This window comes from Actinokineospora baliensis (assembly GCF_016907695.1).
Classification (GTDB): domain Bacteria; phylum Actinomycetota; class Actinomycetes; order Mycobacteriales; family Pseudonocardiaceae; genus Actinokineospora; species Actinokineospora baliensis.
Genome location: NZ_JAFBCK010000001.1, coordinates 6,655,424 through 6,679,745 on the forward strand (window position 1 = coordinate 6,655,424; position 24,322 = coordinate 6,679,745).

The following is a 24,322-nucleotide window of genomic DNA, read 5'->3' on the forward strand; positions in this document are numbered from 1 at the left end:
TTATCTATATACCGGCTAGTGCAACTTGGGAGAGATATAAAGCAACCGATTCGGTGAACCAACGCCAATAGATGTCAGAGCCCCGGTAGTCGCCTCGGCGACCAACGCGTCCCGAACCTGCTGCGGCGAAGACGAGGGCGAGGCGTTGAGCACCAACGCGGCCGCGCCCGCCACGTGCGGCGAGGCGTACGAGGTCCCGCTCCCGCCGGTGCGGGCGTCGTCGGCGGTGTGCCAGTCGGACACGATGGCGCTACCGGGCGCGAAGAGGTCCAAGCAAGGCCCAACATTGGAGAACCCGGATCGCTTGTCCGTCCTGTCAGTCGCCCCGACGCTGATCGCCGCGGGGGTGCTTGCCGGAGATCGAGTGCACGCGTCAGCACCGTTGTCGTTGCCCGCGGCGACCACCATGACGATCCCGTCGGCGACGGCGGCGGCCACCGCGTCGTTGGCGGACTGGACCTTCCCGCTGGACAGGCTCATGTTGGCCACGGCTGGCTGCCCCGGTCGGTGGTCGGCGATCATCCAGTCGATCGCGGCGATCACGGTGACCCACCGACCGGACCCGTAGCAGTTGAGCACCCGGACCCCGACCAGCTTGGCCTGCTTGGCCACCCCGTGGGTGGTCCCGCCGACGACCCCGGACACGAAGGTGCCGTGTCCGTTGCAATCGCTTGCGTCGCTGTCGTTGTCCACTTTGTCCACGCCGGACACAGCCCGGCCGCCGAAGTCCTGGTGGGACAATCGGATGCCGGTGTCGATGATGTACGCCGTGACCCCCGCGCCGGTGTTGGGGTAGGTGTAGGTCTTGTCCCCGGCGACACCGCGCTGGTCGACCCGGTCCAGCCCCCAGGACGGCGTGGGTGTCTGGACACCGGCGACCCGCACCTCGTGGTCCGGCTCGACGTATCGGACCGCCGGATCTGCGGCCATCCGCCGTGCCGCAGCAGCGGAGCCGCGCCATTCGAAACCCGTGAGCGCGTGCTGGTAGGTCCGCACAACGGATCCGCCGTACTGCGTGGTCAACGCCGTGGCGGATCGGCTGTCCTTGACGGCGACGATGTAGGAGCCTGCCGGGGCACTACCGATCGCCGGTATGCCCGCCAAAGGCAAGGCGGCGACCAGCAAGGAAAGGAACTTCATGGGACTTCTCCTGTTCGAGTGCAGGGCGAACGACTCGAAAGTAGCCACGCACACGAACAGGAGACCCATCTCATAGCAGCATAAAGTCCGTACATTCCGCGGCTGTTAAACCGCGAAAACGCCTGTGAAATCAGAGAACGGACAGCGGCAACGCGTTAGGTCGGACCGGCGCGGGCAGGTCTGACGCCCCGGTCAGGTAGGCGTCAACGGCGTTCGCCACCGACCGCCCCTCGGCGATGGCCCACACCACCAGCGACGCCCCGCGGTGGGCGTCGCCGCACACGAACACCCCCGGCGCTGAAGTCTGCCAATCGTGTCCACACGAGACAGTCCCGCGCGGGCTCAGGGTCAACCCGAGCCCGTCGAGCAGCGGCATGTGTTCGACGCCCTCGAAGCCGATCGCCAGCAGCACCAGGTCCGCGGGCAGTTCCTGCACCTGGTCCCCCACCGGTACAACGGAACGCGCGCCGGTCGCCGGGTCCTTGCGCACCTGCACCTCGCGCAAGCGGATGGAGCTGATCGCCCCGTCCCCCTCGAACGACTCCACCGCGACCGCGAACCGCCGTTCCCCGCCTTCTTCGTGCGCGGCGTAGGTGCGCAGGATCCACGGCCACACCGGCCACGGCGAGCGCGAATCGTCGCGCTGGCGGGGTGGCATCGGGTACTGGTCGAGTTGGGTGACCGACAGGGCCCCTTGGCGCACCGCCGTCCCGTAGCAGTCGGCGCCCGTGTCGCCGCCGCCGATGATCACGACGTGCTTGCCGCGGGCGTCGATCGACGTGGGCCCGTCACCCTCGCAGGCGCGGTTGGCGGGCACGAGGTGGTCCATGGCCAGGTGCACGCCGCGCAGCGATCGGCCGGGCAGTTCCGGGGTGTCGCGACCGCGCAGGGCGCCCACGGCGAGCACGACGGCGTCGTACTCGGCCCGCAGCCGGGAGACCGGGAAGGCGGACCCGCCGACCTCGCAGCCGGTCACGAACTTGGTTCCCTCGGCCCGCAACTGCGCCAGCCGCCGGTCCAGGAGCTTCTTCTCCATCTTGAACTCGGGGATGCCGTACCGCAGCAACCCGCCGAGCCGGTCGTCGCGCTCGAAGACCGTCACCTCGTGGCCCGCGCGGGTCAGCTGCTGCGCCGCCGCGAGGCCTGCCGGGCCGGAACCCACGACCGCGACCCGGCGGCCGGAGGACACCGCGGGCCGGACCGGTTCGACGTACCCGCGCTCCCAGGAGACGTCCGCGATGGTGCTCTCCACCCGCTTGATCGCGACCGCCCCGCCCGCCTCCGGCGAGATCGCCAGCACGCACGCCGCCTCGCACGGCGCGGGGCACAGGCGGCCGGTGAACTCGGGGAAGTTGTTGGTGGCGTGCAGCCGCTCCCCCGCCATCGCCCAGTCGCCGCGGCGGACCAGGTCGTTCCACTCGGGGATCAGGTTGCCCAGCGGGCAGCCCGCCGTGCCGGAGTGGCAGAACGGGATGCCGCAGTCCATGCACCGGCTCGCCTGGGTGCCGACCTGCTCGTCGCGCTGGGGCGCGGGCAGGTCCCGGTAGACCTCGCGCCAGTCGCCGAGGCGCTCGTCGACCGGGCGCTTGGCCGCGTCCTCTCGGCCGTGGCGCAGGAATCCGCTCGGGTCAGCCACGGGATGCCTCCATGATCGCCGCGTCCACGTCCCGGCCCTCGGCGCGGGCCAGCCGCACCGCGGCGAGCACCCGCTGGTAGTCGCGCGGCATGACCTTGGTGAACCCGGCCGACCGGCGAGTCCAGTCGCCCAGCAGGGAGGCGGCGACCGCGGACCCGGTGACCGCGTGGTGGGCGGTGACGACCTCGCGCAACCAGCGCAGGTCCTCTGGCGCGGGCCGCTGGAGCTCCACCATGTCCTGGTTGACCAGTGCCGGATCCAGGTCGAGCACGTAGCCGATACCGCCGGACATGCCCGCGGCGAGGTTGCGCCCGGTCGGCCCGAGGACCACCGCGCGGCCGCCGGTCATGTACTCGAAGGCGTGGTCGCCCACCCCCTCGGCGACCAGCACGGCACCCGAGTTCCGCACGCCGAAGCGCTCGCCGACCCGGCCGCGCAGGAACACCTCGCCCGCGGTCGCGCCGTAGCCGATCACGTTGCCCGCGATGACTTGCCGCTCGGCCGCGAACACCGCGTCGGTGTGCGGCCGCACGACGATCCTGCCGCCGGACAAGCCCTTGCCCACGTAGTCGTTCGCGTCGCCGAAGAGTTCGATGGTGATTCCCCTCGGCAGGAATGCGCCGAGCGACTGCCCCGCCGAGCCGGTCAACCGGACCTGGATCGTCCCGTCGGGCAGGCCGTCGCCACCGAAGCGGCGGGTCACCTCGGAGCCCAGCAGGGTGCCGACGGTCCGGTTGACGTTGCGCACCGGCAACTCCAGCCGCACCGGGTGCGCGTCTTCGAGCGCGGCTTCCGCCAACTGCACCAGGGTCCGGTCCAGCGCGTGCGCCAAACCGTGGTCCTGCGCGCGAACCCGGCGCCGGGCGGTGCCGTATGGCGTGTCGGGCACCGTGAACACCGGGGTCAGGTCGAGCCCCTGCGCCTTCCAGTGCTCGACGCTGTCGTCGGCTTCCAGCAGTTCCGCGTGGCCGATCGCGTCGTCGAGCGTGCGGAACCCCAGTGCCGCGAGGTGTTCCCGGACTTCCTCGGCCACGAAACGGAAGTAGTTCACGACGTGCTCAGCCTGACCGGTGTAGCGCTCCCGCAGCACCGGGTTCTGCGTGGCCACGCCGACCGGACAGGTGTCGAGGTGGCACACCCGCATCATGACGCAGCCCGCCACCACCAGCGGCGCCGTCGCGAAGCCGTACTCCTCGGCACCGAGCAGCGCGGCGACGACGACATCGCGTCCGTTCTTCAAGGCGCCGTCGACCTGCACCGTGATCCGGTCGCGCAACCCGTTGAGCACCAACGTCTGCTGCGTCTCGGCGAGCCCGATCTCCCACGGCGTCCCGGCGTGCTTGAGCGAGTTCAGCGGCGAAGCGCCCGTCCCGCCGTCGTGCCCCGAGATCAGGACCACGTCCGCGTGCGCCTTGGACACACCCGCCGCGACAGTGCCGACCCCGACCTCGGACACCAGTTTCACATGCACGCGGGCCCGTTCGTTGGCGTTCTTCAGGTCGTGGATCAGCTGCGCGAGGTCCTCGATGGAGTAGATGTCGTGGTGCGGCGGCGGCGAGATCAGCCCTACGCCCGCCGTCGAGTGCCGGGTGCGCGCGATCCAGGGGTACACCTTGTTCGGCGGCAACTGCCCGCCCTCGCCCGGTTTCGCGCCCTGGGCCATCTTGATCTGGATGTCGTCGGCGTTCACCAGGTACTCGCTGGTCACCCCGAACCGACCGGACGCCACCTGCTTGATCGCCGAACGCCGCGCCGGGTCGTGCAGCCGCTCGGGGTCCTCGCCGCCCTCACCGGTGTTGGACCGACCGCCGATCATGTTCATCGCGATCGCCAGCGTCTCGTGCGCCTCGGCGGAGATGGAGCCGTACGACATGGCGCCCGTGTTGAACCGCGCCAGGATCGCCTCAACGGGTTCGACCTCGTCCAACGGGATCGGCTTTTCGGCCCGCCGCAACCGGAACATCCCGCGCAGCGCCCCGCCCGCGCGGTTGAGCCGGTCGATCTCGGCGCTGTACTGCCGGTAGACCTCGTCGCGGCCGGTGCGGGTGGCGTGCTGGAGCAGGAAGACGGTCTCGGGGGTGAACAGGTGCAGTTCCCCCTCGCGCCGGTAGGCGTACTCGCCGCCCACGTCCAGCCTGCGGTGGACCCGGTCGGCGGGGTTGTCCGGGTAGGCCCGCCGGTGCCGGGTGCGCGCCTCGGCGGCGATGACGTCGAGGCCGACCCCGCCGAGCTTGGACGTAGTGCCGGTGAAGTACTCGTCGAGCAGGTCGCGGGCCAGGCCGAACGATTCGAAGACCTGCGCGGCGGTGTAGGCGCCGACGGTCGAGATGCCCATCTTCGACATGATCTTCAGGACGCCCTTGACCAGCGCCTTCACGTAGTTGCGCACCGCCACCACCGGTTCGACCCCGGTGATCGCGCCGTGCGAGATCAGGTCCTCGATCGTCTCGAACGCCAGGTACGGGTTGACCGCGGCCGCGCCGTAGCCCAGCAGCAGCGCGATGTGGTGCACCTCGCGGGCGTCGCCGCTCTCCACCACCAGCGCCACCCGCAGCCGCTCTTTGGTGCGCACCAGGTGGTGGTGCACCGCCGAGACGAGCAACAGCGATGGGATCGGCGCCATCCGGTGGTCGGAGTCGCGGTCGGAGAGCACCAGGGTCCGTGCGCCCGCGGCGATCGCGGCCGACGCCTCGCGCCGCACCCGCTCCACGGCCGACCGCAGCGCCGCGCCCCCGCCCTCCACTTCGTACAGTCCGGAGAGGACGGTGCAGGCGTAGCCGGGCAGGTCGCCGTCGTCGTTGACGTGGATGAGCTTGGCCAGCTCGTCGTTGTCGATCACCGGGTAGGGCAGCTGGATGTGGCGGCAGGACGCCGGTCCCGGCTCGAGCAGGTTCTGCTCCGGCCCCATGATCCGCTGCACCGAGGTGACGATCTCCTCGCGGATGGCGTCCAGCGGCGGGTTGGTGACCTGGGCGAAGATCTGCTTGAAGTAGTCGTAGAGCAGCCGCGCCCGCTGCGAGAGCGCCGCGGGCGGGGTGTCGGTGCCCATCGACCCGATCGGCTCCGCCCCGGTGACCGCCATCGGGGTGAGCAGGACCTTGAGCTCCTCCTCGGTGTAGCCGAAGGTCAGCTGGCGGCGGCGCACCGACTCGTGCGGCTGCACCACGTGCTCGCGGTCCGGCAGGTCGGCGATCTTGAGCAGCCCGGCGTGCAGCCACTCCTCGTACGGGTGCCTGGCGGCCAGCGCGGCCTTGACCTCCTGGTCGTCGACCACCCGGCCCGCGGCGGTGTCGACCAGGAACATCCGGCCCGGCTGCAGCCGCCCCTTGGCGACCACCCGCTCCGGCGGCACGTCGAGCACCCCGGTCTCGCTGGCCAGCACCACCCGGTCGTCGGCCAGCCGCCACCACCGCGCTGGCCGCAGCCCGTTGCGGTCGAGCACCGCGCCGACCAGGGTCCCGTCGGTGAAGGTCACGCACGCGGGTCCGTCCCACGGCTCCATCAGGCTGGCGTGGAACTGGTAGAACGCCCGCAGGTCCGGGTCCATGCCGGTGTGGTTCTCCCACGCCTCCGGGATCATCATCAGCACCGCGTGCGGCAGGCTCCGACCACCCAGGTGCAGCAGCTCGAGCACCTCGTCGAACGACGCCGAGTCCGACCCGTCGGGGTGCACGACCGGGAAGACCCGGCTCAGGTCGCCGGGCAGCAGGTTCGCCGACAGCAGCGCTTCGCGGGCGCGCATCCGGTTCCGGTTGCCGCGCACCGTGTTGATCTCCCCGTTGTGCGCGACGAACCGGAACGGGTGCGCCAGCGGCCACGACGGGAAGGTGTTGGTGGAGAACCGGGAGTGCACCAGCGCGATGGCGCTGCGCAGCCGCGGGTCGCGCAGGTCGGGGAAGAACGCGGGCAGCTGCGCGGTGGTCAGCATTCCCTTGTAGACCATGGTCCGCGCCGACAGCGACGGGAAGTACACCCCACAGCCTGCGGCGGCGCTGTCGCGCTCGACCCGCTTGCGCAGGCAGTACACCAGCCGGTCCAGCTCGATCCCGGTCGGACACGCGCCCTCGGCGTCGGGGTACCCGGCCAGCAGCGGCATCGCGAAGTGCGGCATGACCGAACGCGCGGTCGGGCCGATGTCGGCGGCGTCCGGGTCGACCGGGACCGGTCGCCAGCCCAGCAGCCGCAGCCCCTCCTGCTCGGCGACGCGCCCGATGAGCGCCACCGCCTCGGCGCGGCGGTCCAGGTCCGCGGGCAGGAAGGCGAGTCCGGTGGCGTAGCCGTGCGCGCCGTGCTCATCCGGCTCGGGCAGCGTGAACCCGACCTCGGCGCGCAGCAGGTCGTCCGGCAGTTGCACCAGGATGCCCGCGCCGTCACCGCTGGTCGGCTCGGCGCCCGCGGCGCCGCGGTGTTCCAGGTTGGCCAGCGCGGTCAGCGCGTCCTCGACGATGCCGTGCGAACGGCGGCCCTGGATGTCGGCGACCATGGCCACGCCGCAGGCGTCCCGCTCGGCCGCCGGGTCGTAGAGGCCGTCCGGGCGCGGAAAGGCCGAGAACAGCATGGGAAGGCCTCCTGTCTGCGATCGCGCGCTCAGCCGGTGGCGCACGGGGCGCAGACCGGTGCTGGGCGCGGGACGGCAGCGGCCCACGACGTGTGTGATTCGAGCTTAACAGTCCGGAAACCGGGTCGACACTCGTCGGCGAGCGGCCTACGACTTGCTGGGCACGTCCTTGTCGCTGGACGTGTCGTCGGCCTTGTCGTCCGCCTCGGCCCGATCGCCCTGGGGCACAGCGGCCTCGGTGTCCTTCTCGGGCGCGTCCTCGTCGTCCGCGGTGTCCACGTCCGACTCGTCCCCGGTCTCGTCCTCGGCTTCGTCCTTGGCCGTGGCGTCCGGCTGGGACGGCGCGGTCAGCACCGACAGGTCTTCCCGGGGACCCCGGCGTCCGGCGAGCACGAAGTAGACCAGCGCGCCGAGGAACAGCAGGATCGACGTCCACACGTTGATCCGCAGGCCGAGCACCATGGTCGCCGGGTCGGTGCGCATCATCTCGATCAGGCCGCGGCCGACGGTGTAGCCGGCGACGTAGATGGCGAACGCGCGGCCGTGGCCCAGGCGCAGCTTGCGGTCGAGCAGCACCACGAGGAGGGCGATCAGCAGGTTCCAGACGAGTTCGTAGAGGAACGTCGGGTGGACCGGGCTGCCGTCGATCAGGGTGTGGTCGATGGCGACGCCGTTGAGCGGGTCCTCCTGGCCGAACTCGTTGACCCTGCGGTAGATCTCCAGGCCCCAGGGCAGGTCGGTGGGGCCGCCGTAGAGCTCTTGGTTGAAGTAGTTGCCGATGCGGCCGATGGCCTGGGCCGTGACGATCCCGGGTGCGATGGCGTCGGCGAAGGCGGGCAGCGGCACGCCCTTGCGGCGGCACCCGATCCACGCGCCCACGGCGCCCAACGCGATGGCGCCCCAGATACCGAGGCCGCCGTCCCAGATGCGGAGTGCGTTGAGCGGGTTCTTGCCCTCGCCGAAGTACCGGTAGTAGTCCGTGGCGACGTGGTAGAGCCTGCCGCCGATCAACCCGAACGGCACCGCGTAGACCGCGACGTCGAGGACCGTGCCCGGCTGGCCGCCGCGCGCGACGAAGCGCTTCTCACCCCAGTAGATGGCCACGATGATGCCCGCGATGATGCACAGCGCGTAGGCCCGCAGCGGAAGGGTGAAGACCCCCAGGTCCAGCTCCCAGACACCTCGGTCAGGGCTGGGGATGCTGGCGAGGATGTGGCTCGAAGCGCTCGTCACGGGGGCTACGGTAACGGGACCGGGTGGCCTGGCCGTGAAGTGGTGCCCGTACCGCCGTCAGCGGGAAGTGCGGGCACCGGAGTTCACCCGATCGGCGTCGGCGCGGTGCGCACGCCGTCGGCCAGTTCGGCCGCCAGCGCACGAACCCCTGGCACGCCCTCTTCGGAGCGGGTCACGAACGCGGACCCCACGATCACCGCGTCGGCGAAGGACGCCACCTCGGCGGCCTGCGCGCCGGAGCGCACCCCGAGCCCCACGCCGATCGGCAGCGACGTGTGCGCCCTGGTGCGCTCGACCAGACCCGCGGCCGCGCCGCCGACCTGGTCACGGGCACCGGTCACGCCCATCACCGCGGTCGCGTACACGAAACCGGAGGACGCCGCGACGGTGCTGGCGATGCGCTCCTCCGACGACGACGGCGCGACCAGAAAGATCCGGTCGAGGCCGTGTGCCTCGGAGGCGGCCAGCCAGTCGGCGCCCTCGTCGGGGATCAGGTCCGGCGTGATGATGCCCAGGCCACCGGCGGCGGCCAGGTCCCGGGAGAACGCGTCGACGCCGTAGCGGAAGACGGGGTTCCAGTAGGTCATCACCACGGCGTGGCCACCGGCGGCGGAAACCGCCTCGACCACGGTGAACAGGTCGCGCAGCCGGAACCCGGCCTTGAGCGCGGTCTCCGCGGCGGCCTGGATGACCGGGCCGTCCATCACCGGGTCGGAGTACGGGACGCCGACCTCGACCAGGTCGCAGCCCGCATCGATCATGCCCTTGAGCAGGTCGATCGAGCCGTCGACGGTGGGGAACCCGGCGGGCAGGTAGCCGATGAGCGCACCGCGGCCCTCGCCCCTGGTCCGCGCGAACACCGAGTCCAGGCCCATCTAGCTCTCCTCGTAGAAACCGAAGTACTTCGCCGCGGTGTCCATGTCCTTGTCACCGCGACCGGACAGGTTCACCAGGATGTGCCCCTCCGGCCCGAGTTCGCGGCCGAGCTTGAGCGCCCCGGCCAGGGCGTGCGACGACTCGATGGCCGGGATGATGCCCTCGGTGCGCGAGAGCAGCTGGAACGCTTCCATGGCTTCGGCGTCGGTCGCGGACCGGTACTCGGCGCGCTCGGTGTCCTTGAGCCAGGCGTGCTCGGGGCCGACGCCCGGGTAGTCCAGGCCCGCGGAGATCGAGTACGCCTCGATGGTCTGGCCGTCCTCGTCCTGCAGCAGGTACGACAGGGCGCCGTGCAGCATGCCGGGGCTGCCCTCGCTCAGGGTCGCGCCGTGCTCGCCGGAGTCGATGCCCTTGCCGCCGGGCTCGATGCCGACCAGCCGCACGCCGGGGTCGTCGATGAACCCGTGGAAGATGCCGATCGCGTTGGACCCGCCGCCGACGCACGCGGCGACCGCGTCGGGCAACCTGCCGGTCAGCTCCAGGTACTGGGCGCGGGCCTCGATCCCGATGACCTTGTGGAAGTTGCGCACCATCACCGGGAACGGGTGCCCGCCGGCGGCGGTGCCGAGCAGGTAGTGCGTGGTGTCCACATTGGTCACCCAGTCGCGCAGCGCCTCGTTGATGGCGTCCTTGAGGGTGCGCGAGCCGGACTTGACCGGGATGACCTCGGCGCCGAGCAGCTTCATCCTGGCGACGTTGAGCGCCTGCCGCTGGGTGTCGACCTCGCCCATGTACACGACGCAGTCCAGGCCCATCAGCGCGCACGCGGTGGCCGTGGCGACCCCGTGCTGGCCCGCGCCGGTCTCGGCGATGACCCGCTTCTTGCCCATCCGCTTGGTGAGCAGCGCCTGGCCCAGCACGTTGTTGATCTTGTGTGAGCCGGTGTGGTTGAGGTCCTCGCGCTTGAGGAACACCCGCGCCCCACCCGCGTGCTCGGCGAAGCGCGGTGCCTCGGTGAGCAGCGACGGCCGTCCGGCGTAGTCGCGCAGCAGCCGGGTGAACTCGGCGGTGAACTCCGGGTCCAGCCTGGCCTTGTCGTACTCGGCGGAGAGCTCGTCGAGGGCACCGATCAGCGCCTCGGGCATGAACCTGCCGCCGTAAGGGCCGAAGTGGCCCTTTGTGTCCGGGTCGTGCTCGCCCGGTGCGTGCACATCCACCTCGGGCTTGTCGGTCATCGGCCGGGCCTCGGGCACGCCGGGTGCGACCCAGCGGTGACCAGCTGCACCAGCGCGGCCTTCGGGTCGTCGGTGGCCACCAGGCCCTCGCCGACCAGCACGGCGTCCGCGCCCGCGCCCGCGTAGGTCATCAGGTCGCTCGGCCCGCGGACCCCGGACTCGGCGATCTTGATGGTCTCCAGCGGCAACCCGGGGGCCAGCCTGCCGAAGACGTCCCGGTCGACCTCGAGGGTGTGCAGGTTGCGCGCGTTGATGCCGATGACCCGCGCGCCCGCCTCCAGGGCGCGGTCGGCCTCCTCGGCGGTGTGCACCTCGACCAGCGCGGTCATGCCCAGCGACTCGACCCGGTCCAGCAGCGAGGCCAGCGCGTTCTGCTCCAGCGCGGCCACGATCAGCAGCACCAGGTCCGCGCCGTGCGCGCGGGCCTCGTGCACCTGGTATGGGCTCACGATGAAGTCCTTGCGCAGCAACGGGATGTCGACCTGGGCGCGGACCGCGTCGAAGTCGGCCAGCGACCCGCCGAAGCGGCGCTGCTCGGTGAGCACGCTGATGACCCGCGCGCCCGCCGCGGCGTAGTCCTTGGCCAGCGCCGCCGGGTCGGCGATGGAGGCCAGCTCGCCCTTGGACGGGCTGCGCCGCTTGACCTCGGCGATCACGCCGACGTCGGAGCCGCGCAGCGCGCTGAGCGCGTCACGCGGCGCGGCGGCCTTGGCCGCCAGTTCCTTGATGGTGTCGAACGGGATGGCCGCCTCGCGCACGGCGAGGTCTTCCCGGACACCGTCGATGATCGAGTCCAGTGTGCTCACCGCGCACCCCGAACCGATGTCTGGCTGGTGTAGTCCCTCACAACCACTGCCCCTTCCCGCCGAATTGATGCTAACTCCGGCCCGTTGCCCACCTCGGAACCGGGTCCTCGCTCTCAGTTCGGTGGTTGCCGGAGCGTAGGGTCCTGCCCCTCCGACAACGCCTCCCACAGGTCCTTCTCCCCGCGCGCGGACTCCTTCGCCGCCGCCGGGCTGCGGTAGCGACCGCCCATCCGGGGCGCCCGGTGCCCGGTGAGCACGAGCAACACGCCAGCGGCGACCATCAGGACGCCTCCCAACACCGCCAGGGCCTTCCCCGCGAACTCGGAGCCCTCCGCCAGGCCTGACCACACCGGTACCAGGCCCAGCAGGCCCACAACGGCCCCGAGCAGGCGTCGCCAGAGCCCGCTGAGCGCCAACGCCCCGGCGATCGCGGCCACGGCGAGCACGGCGAGCGGCACCAGCGCGGGGACCAGTTCCTCGCCCGGTACCGCCACGGTCGTGGTGGCACCGGTCCCCGGCCGATCGCGCACGGTGTGCTGCCACGGCAGCCGCGCGGCGCCCCAGAGCACGCCTGCCGCCACCGGCAGCAGCACCACCACGATCCACAGTGGACGCTTGCCCGCCGCCGGGGGCGCGGGCTCCGGGTCAGCCATGGGCACCGGTCGCCGGGCGCATGGTCTCGGCGGTGGCGATCGCGGCCAGCACCGCGCCCGCCTTGTTGACGCACTCCGTGTCCTCGGCCGCCGGGTTCGAGTCAGCGACGACACCGGCCCCGGCCTGCACGTACGCCACGCCGTCGCGGATCAGCGCGGTGCGGATGGCGATCGCGGTGTCGCCGTCGCCCGCGAAGTCCAGGTAGCCCACGACGCCGCCGTAGAGCCCGCGCCTGGTCGGCTCCAACTCCTCGATGAGCTCCATCGCGCGCGGCTTGGGCGCCCCGGAGAGGGTGCCCGCGGGGAAGCAGGCGGCGACCGCGTCGAAGGCGGTCTTGCCCTCGGCCAACTCGCCGGTCACGGTCGAGACGATGTGCATGACGTGGCTGTAGCGCTCGACCCGGAAGAAGTCGACGACCTGCACGGTGCCCGGTTTGCAGACCCGACCCAGGTCGTTGCGGCCCAGGTCGACCAGCATGACGTGCTCGGCGCGCTCCTTCTCGTCGGCGAGCAGGTCCTTCTCCAGGATCTGGTCCTCCTCCGGGTCCACCCCGCGCCAGCGGGTCCCGGCGATGGGGTGCGTGGTCGCCCGCCCGTCGCGCACGGTGACCAGGGCCTCCGGGCTGGAGCCGACGATGCTGAACCCGTCGAGCCGCAGCAGGTACATGTACGGGCTGGGGTTGGTGGTGCGCAGCACCCGGTAGATGTCGAGCGGGTCAGCCTCGGTGCGCACCTCGAAGCGCTGCGAGAGCACGATCTGGAACGCCTCGCCCGCCCGGATGGCCTCCTTGGCCGAGCGCACCGCCGCCTGGAACTCGCCGGGCTCGCGCCTGCGGGTGTACTCGGGCGTGGGTCGGTCGAAGGTGGCCGCAGTGGGGGCGGCGGGGGTCTGCAGGCCCAGCACCATCCGGTCGAGCCTGGCGACCGCGTCGTCGTAGGCGGCGTCCACCCGCTCCGGGGAGTCGTCCCAGTTCACCGCGTTGGCGATGAGGGTGATGGTGCCCTCGTGGTGGTCGAGCGCGGCCAGGTCGGTGGCCAGCAGCATGACCAGTTCCGGCAGGTCCAGGTCGTCCTCGGCGAGCTCGGGCAGCCGCTCCAGACGGCGCACGGCGTCGTAGCCGATGAAGCCGACCATGCCGCCGGTGAGCGGGGGCAGGCCGGGCAGCGGGTCGGTGTGCAGCAGCCGGACCGTCTCGCGCAGCGCCTCCAGCGGGTCGCCGCCCTGCGGCAGGCCGATCGGCGGGGTGCCGGTCCAGTGCGCCTCTCCGCCGGTGGCGGTCAGCGCGGCGGGGCTGTGCACGCCGACGAACGACCAGCGCGACCAGGAGCGGCCGTTCTCGGCGGACTCCAGCAGGAACGTGCCCGGGCGGTCGCCGGCGAGCTTGCGGTACACCCCGACCGGGGTCTCGGCGTCGGCGAGCACCCGCCGGACCACCGGGATGACCCGCCGGTCGGCCGCCAGGGCGTGGAACTGCTCCCTGGTGGGACTCACCTCACCCATGCCGCCCGTGGTCGACGCCGGGCGGGACGGGACACCGATCGCACTCACCATGGCGTCATTCTGCCGTGTGACCCGTGACCGTCCCGCGCGGGCCCATATTTCAACGCGTGTTGAACGACTGTCGCCGGTAGGCCATGATGGACAGGTGACGAGCTCCAACGGCGAACGCCGCCGCGGCAGGCGCCCCGGCGGCACCGACACCAGGACGGCCCTGCTGGGCGCGGCCCGCGAGGTCTTCACCGAGCAGGGCTACGACGGCGCCACCGTGCGCGCCATCGCCAAGCGGGCCGGGGTGGACGCCGCCATGGTCAACCACTGGTTCGGCGGCAAGGAGGCGCTCTTCGCCGAGGCGGTGCTGCAACTGCCGTTCAACCCGCGCGAACGCATCGCCGAGGTGCTCGGCTCCGGCGACCCGAAGACCCTGGGCGAGCGGGTCATCCGCACCTTCCTCACCGTGTGGGACGCCCAGGGCGGCGGCATCTTCGCCGCCCTCATCCGCAGCGTCGCCGCGCACGAGCACGTCGCCCTGGCGCTGCGCGAGTTCTTCCACAACAACGTCTTCAGCCAGTTCAGCGGGGTGGCCGACGACCACCCCGAGATCCGGGCGAACCTGGTCGCCTCGCAGATGATCGGCCTCGGGGTGGTCCGCTACGTGGCCCGGTTCGACCCGATCACCACCGCGGACGTGGAGGTCGTGGTGAAGGCGGTGGGGCCGACCCTGCAGCGCTACCTCACCGGTCCGCTGGACTGACGTCCAGCAGCGGCTTGGCGTCGAAGCAGGTGCGGTCGCCGGTGTGGCAGGCGCCGCCGGTCTGCTCGACCACCAGCAGCACGGTGTCGCCGTCGCAGTCGAGGCGGACGTCGTGCACGGTCTGGGTGTTGCCGGAGGTGGCGCCCTTGACCCACAGCTCACCGCGGCTGCGGGAGAAGTAGGTGGCCTGGCGGGTGGTCAGCGTCAGGTGCAGCGCCTCGTCGTTCATCCACGCCACCATCAGGACCTCACCGGTCCCCCGCTGCTGCGCCACCGCGCACACCAAGCCGTCCGCGGTGCGCTTGAGCAGCCCCGCGATCGCCGGGTCAAGACTGGTCACCGGTCACCTTCCCCATGAAGACCCGCGCCGGGCGGGTCAGCACCAACACGGCCGCGTACACGTGCGCCGCGGCCAACACCCCCGAGCCGATCCGGATCCACAGCGGCACCGGGCTCAACGCGATCGCGGCGTGCGCGACGGCCGCGAGCCCGGCGAACACCAGCACCGGGGTGGCGAACTTGCCCGCGAACACGCTCGCGCCCGCCAGCACCCCGATGACGCCGAGCAGCAGCGGGAAGGTCAGCGCACCGGAGTCACCGCGCGCCACGCCGAGACCGACGAACGCGAGCGCGGCGCCGACCAGCAGCAGGCTCGCGACCTTGACCTCGAGCGGGCGGGTCACCTGACCTCGACCCCGGCGCCGCGCAGCGCGTCCTTCACCTCGCCGATGCGCAACTGTCCGAAGTGGAACACGCTGGCGGCCAGCACCGCGTCGGCGCCCTCGGCCACCGCGGGCGGGAAGTGCGCCAGGTCCCCCGCGCCGCCGCTGGCGATCAGCGGGACGTCCACCCTGGCCCGGACCAGGCGGATCAGCTCGAGGTCGAACCCGGCCTTGGTGCCGTCGGCGTCCATCGAGTTGAGCAGGATCTCCCCGACGCCCAGCTCCTGGCCCCTCTCGGCCCACTCGACGGCGTCGATCCCGGTGCCGCGGCGCCCGCCGTGCGTGGTGACCTCGAACCCGGACGGGGTCGGCTGGGCCCCCTCCGGCACCCGGCGGGCGTCGACCGACAGCACGACGCACTGGGCGCCGTAGCGGCGGGAGGCCTCGCCGAGGAACTCGGGGCGGGCGATGGCGGCGGTGTTGATGCCGACCTTGTCCGCGCCCGCGCGCAACAGCCGGTCGATGTCCTCGACGGTGCGCACGCCGCCGCCGACGGTCAGCGGGATGAACACCTGCTCCGCGGTCCGGCGCACCACGTCCAGCGTGGTCTCCCGGTCCGAAGAGGACGCCGTGACGTCCAGGAAGGTCAGCTCATCGGCCCCTTCGGCGTCGTAGGCCGCCGCGAGCTCGACCGGGTCCCCGGCGTCGACGAGGTCGGTGAAGTTGACCCCCTTCACCACCCGCCCAGCATCGACGTCGAGGCAGGGGATCACACGGACCGCTACTGGCATGCCCCCGAGCCTACGTGCCCGCGATACTGGACCAAGAGACCGGGCGAGGGGGTGCGGAGTGACCAAGAGCGGCCGACGGCCCGGCCCCACCGAGACCCGCGCGCACATCCTCGCCGCCGCCCGTGCCCAGTTCGCCGCCCACGGCTACCAGGGCGCCACTATCCGCGCGATAGCCGCGGCGGCCGGCGTCACCCCGGCGCTGGTGCACCACTTCTTCGGCAGCAAGGACCGCGTTTTCTCGGCTGCATTGGACCTACCGATCAACCCAGACCTGATCGTCGCCACCCTGCTCGAAGGCCCCCGAGACCAGATCCCCGAACGCCTGGTCCGCCTGTTCTTGGGTCTGTGGTCGGCCCCGGAGTCGTCGAAGCCCCTGCACGCCCTGATCCGCTCGGTGTCCACCAGCGAGGCGGCGGCAATGATGTTCCGCCAGTTCCTGGAGCGGGCCATGCTCACCAAAATCACCCAAGCCCTCGGCGTCCCCCACCTCAACGCCACCGCCGCGGCCTCCCAACTGGTCGGCATGGCCCTGGTCCGCTACGTGGTGAAGGTCGAACCCCTGGCCTCCGCCACGGACGAGGAAGTAGTCACCCTCCTCTCCCCCGTTCTCCGCCTCTACCTACTCCCCTAGAGCCCCAACCAGCCCGTCCGCGACAGACAGCACATCAGCAGCCCGATCAGTCCCAGCTCCCCCGCGTTCACCTCAAGCTCCAGCTCCCAGCACGCCGCCGGGCGAGCCAGTCCCCGCTTCCCGCACTCCCCCAACTCCCCGCGTTTCCCCTAGTGCCTAGCTCCCCGCCCGCCACCGAGCGAAGCGGTCCGCGATCTCGGTGGCCTGGTCGAGCATGGTCTTGGCGCTGATGCGGACCTCCTCCAACTCCAGGTCCCGGTCCACCATCGCCGCTGATCGGCCGTCCGGGCCCCGCCACCGGCTCTGCGTCTTCTTCTCCAGCGACACCGCCTTGCGCAGTTGGGCGACCGCTCGGTGGTCACCTCGGGCCAGGTCGCGCCGGATCGGGATGAGCAGGACGAGGAACCGGTGGGCGGTTGTGCTGACGTCGAGGCGGGCCATTTCCAGGGCGTCTCGGGTGGGGGCGGCGAAGGTGGTGTCCATGTCGAAGGCGCCGAGGACCCGCTGGAGCGCGTCGGCGGCGGTGCCACCTGCGTCGAGGTCGGCGATGGCCGATTCCCAGGTCTCGATGGCGGCTCGCAGGTGGTCGAGGAACTGTTCGGGTGCCGGGTGGCCGCGCAGGGCGGTGGGGGCCAGTTCCTCGATCGGGGCTAAGTCGGCGGGCATCGGGGACCTCCGGTGGTGGGGGTGATCACGCTAGGACCTGGCACGCACCGGGTGAAGACCTTGACGCGGGAAACTCATCGCGCGCAGAATTAAACACATGGCCAATTCTGTTGTCACCGTCTCCGGGCTGCGGGTCGTCCGCGGTGGCCGGGACGTGCTGCGCGGCGTGGGGTTCGAGATCCCGCGCGGCTCGGTCACCGGGCTCCTCGGCCCCAGTGGCTGCGGCAAGACCACCCTGATGCGCGCGATCGTGGGCGTGCAACTGATCGCCGAGGGCACCGTCGAGGTGCTGGGCAGGCCCGCGGGCCACCCGGACCTGCGCTCCCGCATCGGCTACGCCACCCAGAACCCCGCCGTCTACGCGGACCTGACCGTCGCCGAGTGCCTGCGCTACTTCGCCGCCGTCCTCGGCGCCCCCGCGGCCGACGTCGACCGGGTGCTCGCCGAGGTGGACCTCGCCGACCGGGGCGGCCAGCTGGTCGGCAGCCTCTCCGGTGGGCAGCGCGGGCGCGCGAGCCTGGCGGTGGCCCTGCTCGGCTCCCCCGAATTGCTGGTGCTCGACGAGCCGACGGTGGGTCTGGACCCGGTGCTGCGCGAGGACCTGTGGGACCTGTTCCACCGGCTCGCCGCCGCCGGGACGGCGTTGGTGGTCTCCAGCCACGTCATGGACGAGGCCGCGCGCTGCGACCGGCTGCTGTTCCTGCGCGAGGGCGTGGTCCTGGCCGACGACACCCCCGACGGTCTGCGGGCCGAGACCGGGCAGGCGGACCTGGAGCAGGCGTTCCTGCGGTTGGCGAGGGCGGCGGCATGAGGGCGACCGTGACGGCGCGGCGGGTGCTGACCCAACTGCGCCACGACCCGCGCACCATCGTGATGCTGCTGCTGGTGCCGACCCTGCTGATCACCCTGCTGCGGTTCGTCTTCAACGACGAGCACGCCTTCAGCCGCACGGCGCCCGCGCTGCTCGGCGTCTTCCCGTTCGTGATCATGTTCCTGGTCGCGTCGGTGACCACGCTGCGCGAGCGCACCACCGCCACCCTCGAGCGGCTGATGACCCTGCCGATGGGCAAGCTGGACCTGATCCTGGGCTACGCCATCGCGTTCGGCCTCATCGCCGCGGCACAGGTCGGGGTCGCGACGGCGGTCAGCGTGCTGTGGCTGGGGCTCGACGTGGTCGGTTCGGTGTGGACACTGCTGCTGATCGCCGTGCTCGACGCGCTGCTCGGCATGGCACTGGGCCTGTTCGTCAGCGCGTTCGCGACCAGCGAGTTCCAGGCGATCCAGTTCATGCCACTGTTCGTGCTGCCCCAGTTCCTGCTGTGCGGGTTGCTGCAGCCGCGCGAACGGATGGGCTGGTTGCTGAACTGGCTCTCGGACGTGATGCCGCTGTCCTACGCGGTCGACGCGCTCAGCCACGTCACCCGCTCCGCCGAGTTCACCGGGGCGCTGGCGGTGGACCTGGCCGTGGTGACCGGGTGCGTGCTCGCGGCGCTGGCGCTCGGCGCGGCGACGCTGCGCCACAGGAGCGCCTGAACGGCAGCCCTGAACGGCAATAAGGTAGGCCGATCAGCGGATTCCGGTGTGTCCGGTTCGCCGCCTACCGTCGGGTGTTGTCCTCTCGGGGAAGGCGGCTCCCATGCGGTTGCTGGCGGCGCTGTGCGCTGGGCTGTTCATCGTCCTCACCGCGCCGACGGCGTCGGCGGGGCAGGTCCTGGTCGGCGGCGACCGGGTGGTGATCGGCGGCAAGGTCTGCGTGATCGGGTTCAACGCCCGCACCACCGCGGGCGCCCGCAAGATCATCACCACCGGTGCGTGCGCGGGCACCACGAGCCCGGTCGGCGTGGTCGACGCGCCACCGGACTCGACGTCGACACCGTTGGTGCGCACCGGTCCCGCGTCGACGACCGTGGTGAAGGGCGCGACCGAGGCCGCGATCGGCGCGCAGGTGTGCCGCTACGGCCCGACCACCGGGTGGCGCTGCGGAACCGTGCAGGCCAAGAACCAGACGGTCAACTACCCCGGCGGGACGGTCACCGGTCTCACCAGGACGAGCATGTGCGTCGAGCCGGGTGACGCGGGTGCCCCGGTGCTGGCGGGCGGCCAGGCGCAGGGCGTGGTCGTCGGCGGCTCCGGCAACTGCTCTGCCGGTGGCACCAGCTACTTCATGCCGATCCGCCAGGTGCTGAGCGCCTATGGTCTGGTCCTCTACACCGGGTGATCGCCTACGATCCGGTCCCGAGTGGAGACACGAGATCATTCGGGGGCAGTCATGGGTCGTCCAGGTAGGTTAGCCGCGCTCGCGGTCGGGGTGCTGGCGTTGGTGTCCGGCTGCACCCAAGTGGTCGCACCACCGCCGCACCGCGCCAAACCGGTGCCGAACTACAAGCCAGCGCCGGTGGACGTGAAGAAGATCCTCGGTGACCTCCCGACGTTGGACCCGTGCTCGCTGATCGACCCGGCGGACTTCGGCGGCGGGAAGATCATCGGCTCCGGGTCGTGGGACGAGTGCCCGCTGACGCTGCCGACCGGGACCGGCCAGGTGACGGTGACCGTCGGCGCGATCGACAAGGTCGAGGCGTTCGCCGCGGTGTCCACGCCGGAGGAGAAGGACGGCTTCACCACGTCGGTCTACTCCAGCCCGATGGCCCCGTGCGGCAGGCTGCTGCACCTCGGCGACGGCACCGCGTTGTCGGTGCACGTGCTGCGGCCGGGCGAGGGCAGCGGAACCGTGGTGTGCCCGCAGATCGCCACCGGTTTCGACAAGATGTTGCAGCGCTTGCGGAAGAACCCGAAGGTGGTCAAGCACAGCACTTTCGCGCCCGGCTCGATGGCGGCGTTGGATCCGTGCGTGGTCATACCGCCCGCGGCGGTCGCCGCGTTCCCGACCCGGAAGTCCTGGCCCGCCAAGCACACCTGCGAGTGGTCGGACTCCGCGCAGAGCACGGCACGCGTGATCTTCGGGCTCACCTCGCCGTCGCTGCACACCCCGTTCCCGATGATCACGGTGGCGGGCAGGCAAACCGAGAAGTTCGACATCCCCAGCGGCAACGACTCGATCTGCATCCTGTCGACGAACGGGCGCCCGGCCGGGCGGACCGACGGCCAGGTGGAGAGCGCCTCGCTCGCGCTCACCCTGCGCGGCACCCGCGACACCGCCGCCACCTGCGCCCAGGCCGTCCAGATGGCCGAGCAGATGTGGCCGGTGGTGCCGCCCGCGTAACCCGGGCAGGCGGCACCACCGGTGATCAGGCGACCGGACCGGAGACCGACTTCACCTTCTGCGACCCGTCGGCGGTGGCCAACGACTTGGCGTACTTCACGGTGGAGGTCGGGCTGAGCCGATCGGCCACGTAGTACCAGTCGGTCTGCACGCGCTGCGGGTTGACGTCGACGACCGAGTAGCCGTGCGAGTCCAGTTCCACGTAGCGCACGTGCAGGTTGCCGACCTGCAGCGCGGCCTCCGCGGCGACCGACAGGGTGCGCGGGTCGACCTTGAGCAGGTCGTCGATGTTGTCGCTGGTGACCGAGGTGGTGACGAACTCGGTGGCCACGGAGTTGCCGTTCCACCAGTAGCTCGACCGGTCGATCGGCACGTCGGCGCCCCAGGAGGAGTGGATGTCGCCGGTGAGGAACACGGTGTTCTTGACCCGGTTGTCGCGCAGGTGCCCGAGCAACTCCTGGCGGTCGGCGGTGTAGCCGTCCCAGGCGTCGGCGTTGGCGGCGACGCTGCCGACCGGCAGGCCGAGCAGCGAACCGAGCGACTCCAGGAACTTCGACTCGACGGTGCCCAGCGAGATCGGGGTGATCATCACCGAGTTGCCGACCAGCTTCCACTTGGCGTCGGTGCCCGAGAGCCCGCTCTTGAGCCAGGCCATCTGCGGGTCGCCGGTGATGGTGCGGTTCGGGTCGCCGGGGTCGCCGTTGGACGGGGTGGTCTGCTTGGAGCGGTAGCTGCGCAGGTCCAAAAGGGACAGTTCGGCGAGGCGGCCCCAGCGGAAACGGCGGTAGATCTCGCCGCCCGCGCCTTGGCGGACCGGCATCCACTCGAAGTACGCCTGCCGGGCGGCGGCTTTGCGCGCGTTCCAGTCGCCCTCGTTGGGCTGGTGGTTCTCCGCGCCACCGGACCAGGTGTCGTTGGCGTACTCGTGGTCGTCCCAGGTGATGAACCAGGGCTGGGCCGCGTGCAGCGCCTGCAGGTCCGGGTCGGTCTTGTACTGGGCGTGCCTGCGGCGGTAGTCCGACAGGGTCAGCATCTCGTTGGCAGGCACGTGCGGGCGGATCGTCACGCCACGCGCACCGTAGCCGCCCGCTTGGTACTCGTAGAGGTAGTCGCCGACGTGCAGCACGCCGTCGAGGTCGGCGCGGGCGGCGAGGTGGCGGTAGGCGGAGAAGTAGCCCGCCTGCCAGTTGGAGCAGGACACCAGGCCCAGGCGCAGCTTGCTGACGTCGGCGTTGGCGGCGGGCGCGGTGCGGGTGCGGCCGGTGGCCGAGCGCACGCCGTCGAGGCTGAACCGGAAGTAGTAGGCGGTGCCAGGGGCCAGGCCCGCGGCGGCGACCTTGACGGTGTGGTCGCGGTCGGGGCCGGTGGTGGCCGCGCCGGACTGGACGACTCCGGTGAAGGCGGCGTCGGTGGCCACCTCCCAGCGGACCTCGACGGTCGGGCCGAGGCCCGAGCCGGGGGTGGCCTCGGGGGTGGGGGTGACGCGGGTCCAGAGCAGGACGCCGTCGGGCAGCGGGTCACCGGAGGCGACGCCGTGGGCGAACTGGGGGACGGCGGCGGCGGACGCGGTGCCTGCGAGGGCGGCGGGGATGAACAGGGCGCCTCCGGCGATCGCGGAGGACTTGAGGAAGACGCGGCGGTTCGGAGACGTGGTGGGCTCAGTGGGAGTCACGCCTGCCAGTGATACACCGGCAAGGCAAGTGTCACACCTACCGCCGGGGTGAACATCATCGGAACTCGCCCTTGACTCGCGCGGCCCCTGCCTGCATTCTTAACTCGTTGGTTTCAGAACGAGATGGTTATGGAGGCGGATCGGGGATGGTTGACCAGCTCAGCGCGGTCTTCGCCGCCCTCGCCGACCCGACGCGCCGGGCGATCCTGGCGCGGTTGCGCGACGGCGAGGCGACGGTGGCCGAACTGGCCGAGCCGTTCGCGATGTCGCAGCCCGCGGTGTCCAAGCACCTCAAGGTGCTCGAACAGGCCGGGCTGATCACCAGGACCCGGCGGGCGACCGCCCGGTTGAGCCACCTGCGGGCCGAGCCGCTGCGCGCGGCCCGCGAGTGGCTCGGCGACTACCGCGCGTACTGGCGCGAGAGCCACGACCGCCTCGACGACTTGCTCACCGAACTGCAGGAGAAGGACACATGAGCGACACCGTGATCACCGCCGAGCCCGGCAGCCCCTACGTCGAGATCACCCGCGAGTTCGACGCCCCCGCCGAGCTGGTCTTCCGCGCCTACACCGACCCGGACCTGGTCGCGCGGTGGCTCGGCCCGCGCAGGCTGACCATGAAGGTCGACCACTGGGACCTGCGCCACGGCGGCGGCTACCGCTACACCCACATCGACCCCGCGGGCGGCGAGTACCACTTCCGCGGCACCTTCCACGGCACCCCGTCGGTGGCCGACGGGTTCGTCCAGACCTTCGAGTTCGAGGGCGCGCCCGGGCAGGTGGCCCTGGAGCGGGTGACCTTCACCGAGGTCGACGGCAAGACCACCGTCCACGGCCTCAGCGTCGGCTTCTCGGTCGAGAGCCGCGACGAGTTCCTGGCCAGCGGCATGGAGCACGGGGTCCGCGACTCCTACGAGCGGCTCGCCGAACTGCTGGTCACGCTCGGCTAACCTTGGTCGGCATGGACGCGTGGACCGCCCTCGGCGAGGGCAAGTACCTGCTGGTGACCACGTTCAAGCGCGACGGAACCCCGGTCCCCACCCCGGTCTGGGTCGCCCCCGACGGCCCAGACCTGGTCTTCTGGACCGTCCGCGACTCCTGGAAGGTCAAACGCCTCCGCCACACCCCCCGAGTCGAGGTAGGCCCCTGCGACCTGCGCGGCACCCCACTCGGCGAGTCGAGGCCCGCCACAGCCCGCCTCCTCGACGACCCCGAGTCCGAGCGGGTCCGCCGCCTCATCCAACGCAAGTACGGCATCCTCGGCTGGCTCACCGTCGGCGGCAGCCGCCTCCGCCGAGGCACCAAAGGCACCGTCGGCGTAGCTCTCACCCCCGCCTCCTAACCGCCCGTCCGAGCGAACCTCCACCTCGACACCCGCACCTCCCCAGGTCGCGGTTGTCCACAACCCCCCTACCCATCCACAGCTTTCCGCCACCCCCTTCGCGCACCCCCACACCGACTAGACTGGCACCGGGGACGCCCCCCAAGAGGTGTGGTGGGGGCTGGGCCCACACGGGGAGGGTCTCCGGCGACTGGAGGCCAGCGCAGCGGAGCTCAACCTGGCCTGCGACTTCCGCTACGTGTGCGCAACGAAGACCGCGATCCTTCAACGTCACCCGGTTGGCCGCTCCCAGCAAGCTCGTTCGGATGGCACGCTCCGAGAAAGCAGCCCGTAGAACCCCTGGTTCTGCGGGCTGCTTGATTTATGGCCTCTTCCCACCCGTACCCGGCATCAGCCCACCGGCGATTCCCGTGACAACGGAGGTCGCCCCCGTGCCCACGAGCGTGCTCACCTGGATCCAGCAGAACGTCCTGCCCGCCTGGGTGGTCGTGATCGCCGCCCTGGCCGCCGTCCTGCTGTGGGCGCTGACCTCACTGTCGCGGCTGGTCCACACGCACCGCGCCCGCCACCAGGCGCTGCGCGGCAACCAGGAAGAACGCGCCGCGGCCCGCTGGCTCCTCGAACACGATGCCAGACAGGCGAAGCGCAGACCCAGAGGCGGCTAGCCGCCGAGTTGTCCACAGCCCGCCCGCCGCACACCCGATCCTGTCGGCCAGTCCCAGTAAGCTGTATATCGGGGGCTGCTCAGATCAATTCGATCTTGCCAACAACACCGCACCCCGCCCAAAACCCTTTCGGCACAAAAGAATCCGCCGCCGAGCGACCTGGCGGCCGCGCCAACCGACCCGATCCCCCGCCCGCTCCCCTCGACAACCCGACACCCGAGTTGTCCACAGCCCACCCGCAGCACGACCGTTCCCGTCGGCCATTCCCGGTAAGCTGTATATCGG

General features: G+C 71.3%; 24 protein-coding genes. 10 read left to right on the forward strand and 14 right to left on the reverse strand.

Annotated features, from left to right (window positions below; genetic code table 11):
- Positions 1 to 15: 15 nt before the first annotated feature.
- From JOD54_RS29420 to JOD54_RS29460, 9 genes are all read right to left on the reverse strand, one after another.
- Positions 16 to 1,140, reverse strand: a complete 1,125-nt coding sequence (locus JOD54_RS29420; RefSeq protein ID WP_204455210.1) for a S8 family peptidase — start codon at positions 1,138 to 1,140, stop codon at positions 16 to 18.
- 130 nt (positions 1,141 to 1,270) lie between these two features.
- A complete protein-coding gene (locus JOD54_RS29425; RefSeq protein WP_204455211.1) occupies positions 1,271 to 2,776 on the reverse strand; it encodes a glutamate synthase subunit beta in 1,506 nt (501 codons plus the stop codon).
- Positions 2,769 to 7,334 (reverse strand): glutamate synthase large subunit, encoded by a 4,566-nt coding sequence (gene gltB, locus JOD54_RS29430; protein ID WP_204455212.1) that lies wholly within the window; start codon positions 7,332 to 7,334, stop codon positions 2,769 to 2,771. The genes JOD54_RS29425 and gltB overlap by 8 nt, the downstream gene beginning before the upstream one ends.
- Positions 7,335 to 7,481: 147 nt before the next feature.
- A complete protein-coding gene (gene lgt, locus JOD54_RS29435; protein WP_204455213.1) occupies positions 7,482 to 8,567 on the reverse strand; it encodes a prolipoprotein diacylglyceryl transferase in 1,086 nt (361 codons plus the stop codon).
- Between the two features lie 83 nt (positions 8,568 to 8,650).
- Positions 8,651 to 9,442, reverse strand: a complete 792-nt coding sequence (trpA, locus tag JOD54_RS29440; protein ID WP_204455214.1) for a tryptophan synthase subunit alpha — start codon at positions 9,440 to 9,442, stop codon at positions 8,651 to 8,653.
- On the reverse strand, positions 9,443 to 10,678 hold the full coding sequence (gene trpB / locus JOD54_RS29445; RefSeq protein WP_204455215.1) for a tryptophan synthase subunit beta: 1,236 nt from the start codon (positions 10,676 to 10,678) through the stop codon (positions 9,443 to 9,445). It abuts the gene before it with no gap.
- Positions 10,675 to 11,484: an indole-3-glycerol phosphate synthase TrpC gene (gene trpC, locus JOD54_RS29450; RefSeq protein ID WP_204455216.1), complete on the reverse strand. Its 810-nt coding sequence runs from the start codon at positions 11,482 to 11,484 to the stop codon at positions 10,675 to 10,677. The genes trpB and trpC overlap by 4 nt, the downstream gene beginning before the upstream one ends.
- Before the next feature lie 113 nt (positions 11,485 to 11,597).
- Positions 11,598 to 12,137: a Trp biosynthesis-associated membrane protein gene (locus JOD54_RS29455; RefSeq protein WP_204455217.1), complete on the reverse strand. Its 540-nt coding sequence runs from the start codon at positions 12,135 to 12,137 to the stop codon at positions 11,598 to 11,600.
- Positions 12,130 to 13,689 (reverse strand): anthranilate synthase component I, encoded by a 1,560-nt coding sequence (locus tag JOD54_RS29460; protein ID WP_204455218.1) that lies wholly within the window; start codon positions 13,687 to 13,689, stop codon positions 12,130 to 12,132. Before JOD54_RS29460 ends, JOD54_RS29455 begins: the two co-directional genes overlap by 8 nt.
- A gap of 94 nt (positions 13,690 to 13,783) precedes the next feature.
- Between JOD54_RS29460 and JOD54_RS29465 the strand changes: the two genes are divergently transcribed.
- The gene (locus JOD54_RS29465; RefSeq protein ID WP_307860381.1) at positions 13,784 to 14,389 is read left to right on the forward strand and encodes a TetR/AcrR family transcriptional regulator; all 606 of its coding nucleotides are present in this window, start codon (positions 13,784 to 13,786) and stop codon (positions 14,387 to 14,389) included.
- Here the strand turns inward: JOD54_RS29465 and hisI are convergent.
- The 3 genes from hisI to hisF are packed head-to-tail and all read right to left on the reverse strand — an operon-like array spanning position 14,370 to position 15,842.
- Positions 14,370 to 14,729 carry a phosphoribosyl-AMP cyclohydrolase gene (gene hisI / locus JOD54_RS29470; protein WP_204455220.1) on the reverse strand — a complete coding sequence of 120 codons (360 nt, stop codon included), beginning with the start codon at positions 14,727 to 14,729 and terminating at the stop codon, positions 14,370 to 14,372. The genes JOD54_RS29465 and hisI overlap by 20 nt on opposite strands.
- A complete protein-coding gene (locus JOD54_RS29475; protein WP_204455221.1) occupies positions 14,716 to 15,072 on the reverse strand; it encodes a hypothetical protein in 357 nt (118 codons plus the stop codon). Before JOD54_RS29475 ends, hisI begins: the two co-directional genes overlap by 14 nt.
- Complete coding sequence (hisF, locus tag JOD54_RS29480; protein ID WP_204455222.1) at positions 15,069 to 15,842, reverse strand: imidazole glycerol phosphate synthase subunit HisF; 774 nt, start codon at positions 15,840 to 15,842, stop codon at positions 15,069 to 15,071. Before hisF ends, JOD54_RS29475 begins: the two co-directional genes overlap by 4 nt.
- Positions 15,843 to 15,900: 58 nt before the next feature.
- Here hisF and JOD54_RS29485 point away from each other — a divergent pair, with 58 nt between their 5' ends.
- Complete coding sequence (locus JOD54_RS29485) at positions 15,901 to 16,473, forward strand: TetR/AcrR family transcriptional regulator (RefSeq protein ID WP_204455223.1); 573 nt, start codon at positions 15,901 to 15,903, stop codon at positions 16,471 to 16,473.
- A gap of 156 nt (positions 16,474 to 16,629) precedes the next feature.
- Here JOD54_RS29485 and JOD54_RS29490 read toward each other — a convergent pair whose 3' ends face one another.
- Entirely contained in the window at positions 16,630 to 17,139 is a 510-nt protein-coding gene (locus JOD54_RS29490; RefSeq protein ID WP_204455224.1) for a hypothetical protein, read from the reverse strand.
- A 97-nt stretch (positions 17,140 to 17,236) separates the two neighbouring features.
- On the opposite strand from JOD54_RS29490, the gene JOD54_RS29495 reads away from it, so the two are divergent.
- The 4 genes from JOD54_RS29495 (at position 17,237) to JOD54_RS29510 (ending at position 20,359) form a co-directional block, all read left to right on the forward strand.
- Positions 17,237 to 17,950 (forward strand): ABC transporter ATP-binding protein, encoded by a 714-nt coding sequence (locus JOD54_RS29495; protein ID WP_204455225.1) that lies wholly within the window; start codon positions 17,237 to 17,239, stop codon positions 17,948 to 17,950.
- Complete coding sequence (locus JOD54_RS29500) at positions 17,947 to 18,672, forward strand: ABC transporter permease (RefSeq protein WP_204455226.1); 726 nt, start codon at positions 17,947 to 17,949, stop codon at positions 18,670 to 18,672. The genes JOD54_RS29495 and JOD54_RS29500 overlap by 4 nt, the downstream gene beginning before the upstream one ends.
- A 103-nt stretch (positions 18,673 to 18,775) precedes the next feature.
- Entirely contained in the window at positions 18,776 to 19,357 is a 582-nt protein-coding gene (locus JOD54_RS29505) for a S1 family peptidase (RefSeq protein WP_204455227.1), read from the forward strand.
- A 51-nt stretch (positions 19,358 to 19,408) separates the two neighbouring features.
- Complete coding sequence (locus JOD54_RS29510) at positions 19,409 to 20,359, forward strand: hypothetical protein (RefSeq protein ID WP_204455228.1); 951 nt, start codon at positions 19,409 to 19,411, stop codon at positions 20,357 to 20,359.
- Positions 20,360 to 20,384: 25 nt separating this feature from the next.
- On the opposite strand, the gene JOD54_RS29515 is transcribed toward JOD54_RS29510, so the two are convergent.
- Positions 20,385 to 22,031: an alkaline phosphatase D family protein gene (locus tag JOD54_RS29515; RefSeq protein ID WP_204455229.1), complete on the reverse strand. Its 1,647-nt coding sequence runs from the start codon at positions 22,029 to 22,031 to the stop codon at positions 20,385 to 20,387.
- 146 nt (positions 22,032 to 22,177) lie between these two features.
- Between JOD54_RS29515 and JOD54_RS29520 the strand changes: the two genes are divergently transcribed.
- The 4 genes from JOD54_RS29520 (at position 22,178) to JOD54_RS29535 (ending at position 24,037) form a co-directional block, all read left to right on the forward strand.
- Positions 22,178 to 22,507, forward strand: coding sequence for an ArsR/SmtB family transcription factor (locus tag JOD54_RS29520; RefSeq protein WP_204455230.1), 330 nt, complete (start codon positions 22,178 to 22,180; stop codon positions 22,505 to 22,507).
- Entirely contained in the window at positions 22,504 to 22,980 is a 477-nt protein-coding gene (locus JOD54_RS29525; protein WP_204455231.1) for an SRPBCC family protein, read from the forward strand. Before JOD54_RS29520 ends, JOD54_RS29525 begins: the two co-directional genes overlap by 4 nt.
- An 11-nt stretch (positions 22,981 to 22,991) precedes the next feature.
- Positions 22,992 to 23,372: a PPOX class F420-dependent oxidoreductase gene (locus tag JOD54_RS29530; protein WP_204455232.1), complete on the forward strand. Its 381-nt coding sequence runs from the start codon at positions 22,992 to 22,994 to the stop codon at positions 23,370 to 23,372.
- Between the two features lie 431 nt (positions 23,373 to 23,803).
- Positions 23,804 to 24,037: a hypothetical protein gene (locus JOD54_RS29535; protein WP_204455233.1), complete on the forward strand. Its 234-nt coding sequence runs from the start codon at positions 23,804 to 23,806 to the stop codon at positions 24,035 to 24,037.
- The last annotated feature ends 285 nt before the right edge of the window (positions 24,038 to 24,322 follow it).

Excerpts from the sequence above, each read along its gene's own strand:
- JOD54_RS29420 (WP_204455210.1), bottom strand. The coding sequence starts at position 1,140 with ATGAAGTTCCTTTCCTTGCTGGTCGCCGCCTTGCCTTTGGCGGGCATA.
- gltB (WP_204455212.1), bottom strand. The coding sequence starts at position 7,334 with ATGCTGTTCTCGGCCTTTCCGCGCCCGGACGGCCTCTACGACCCGGCG.
- trpA (WP_204455214.1), bottom strand. The coding sequence starts at position 9,442 with ATGGGCCTGGACTCGGTGTTCGCGCGGACCAGGGGCGAGGGCCGCGGT.
- trpB (WP_204455215.1), bottom strand. The coding sequence starts at position 10,678 with ATGACCGACAAGCCCGAGGTGGATGTGCACGCACCGGGCGAGCACGAC.
- JOD54_RS29455 (WP_204455217.1), bottom strand. The coding sequence starts at position 12,137 with ATGGCTGACCCGGAGCCCGCGCCCCCGGCGGCGGGCAAGCGTCCACTG.
- JOD54_RS29460 (WP_204455218.1), bottom strand. The coding sequence starts at position 13,689 with ATGGTGAGTGCGATCGGTGTCCCGTCCCGCCCGGCGTCGACCACGGGC.
- hisF (WP_204455222.1), bottom strand. The coding sequence starts at position 15,842 with ATGCCAGTAGCGGTCCGTGTGATCCCCTGCCTCGACGTCGATGCTGGG.
- JOD54_RS29490 (WP_204455224.1), bottom strand. The coding sequence starts at position 17,139 with ATGCCCGCCGACTTAGCCCCGATCGAGGAACTGGCCCCCACCGCCCTG.
- JOD54_RS29495 (WP_204455225.1), top strand. The coding sequence starts at position 17,237 with ATGGCCAATTCTGTTGTCACCGTCTCCGGGCTGCGGGTCGTCCGCGGT.
- JOD54_RS29500 (WP_204455226.1), top strand. The coding sequence starts at position 17,947 with ATGAGGGCGACCGTGACGGCGCGGCGGGTGCTGACCCAACTGCGCCAC.
- JOD54_RS29505 (WP_204455227.1), top strand. The coding sequence starts at position 18,776 with ATGCGGTTGCTGGCGGCGCTGTGCGCTGGGCTGTTCATCGTCCTCACC.
- JOD54_RS29510 (WP_204455228.1), top strand. The coding sequence starts at position 19,409 with ATGGGTCGTCCAGGTAGGTTAGCCGCGCTCGCGGTCGGGGTGCTGGCG.
- JOD54_RS29520 (WP_204455230.1), top strand. The coding sequence starts at position 22,178 with ATGGTTGACCAGCTCAGCGCGGTCTTCGCCGCCCTCGCCGACCCGACG.
- JOD54_RS29525 (WP_204455231.1), top strand. The coding sequence starts at position 22,504 with ATGAGCGACACCGTGATCACCGCCGAGCCCGGCAGCCCCTACGTCGAG.
- JOD54_RS29530 (WP_204455232.1), top strand. The coding sequence starts at position 22,992 with ATGGACGCGTGGACCGCCCTCGGCGAGGGCAAGTACCTGCTGGTGACC.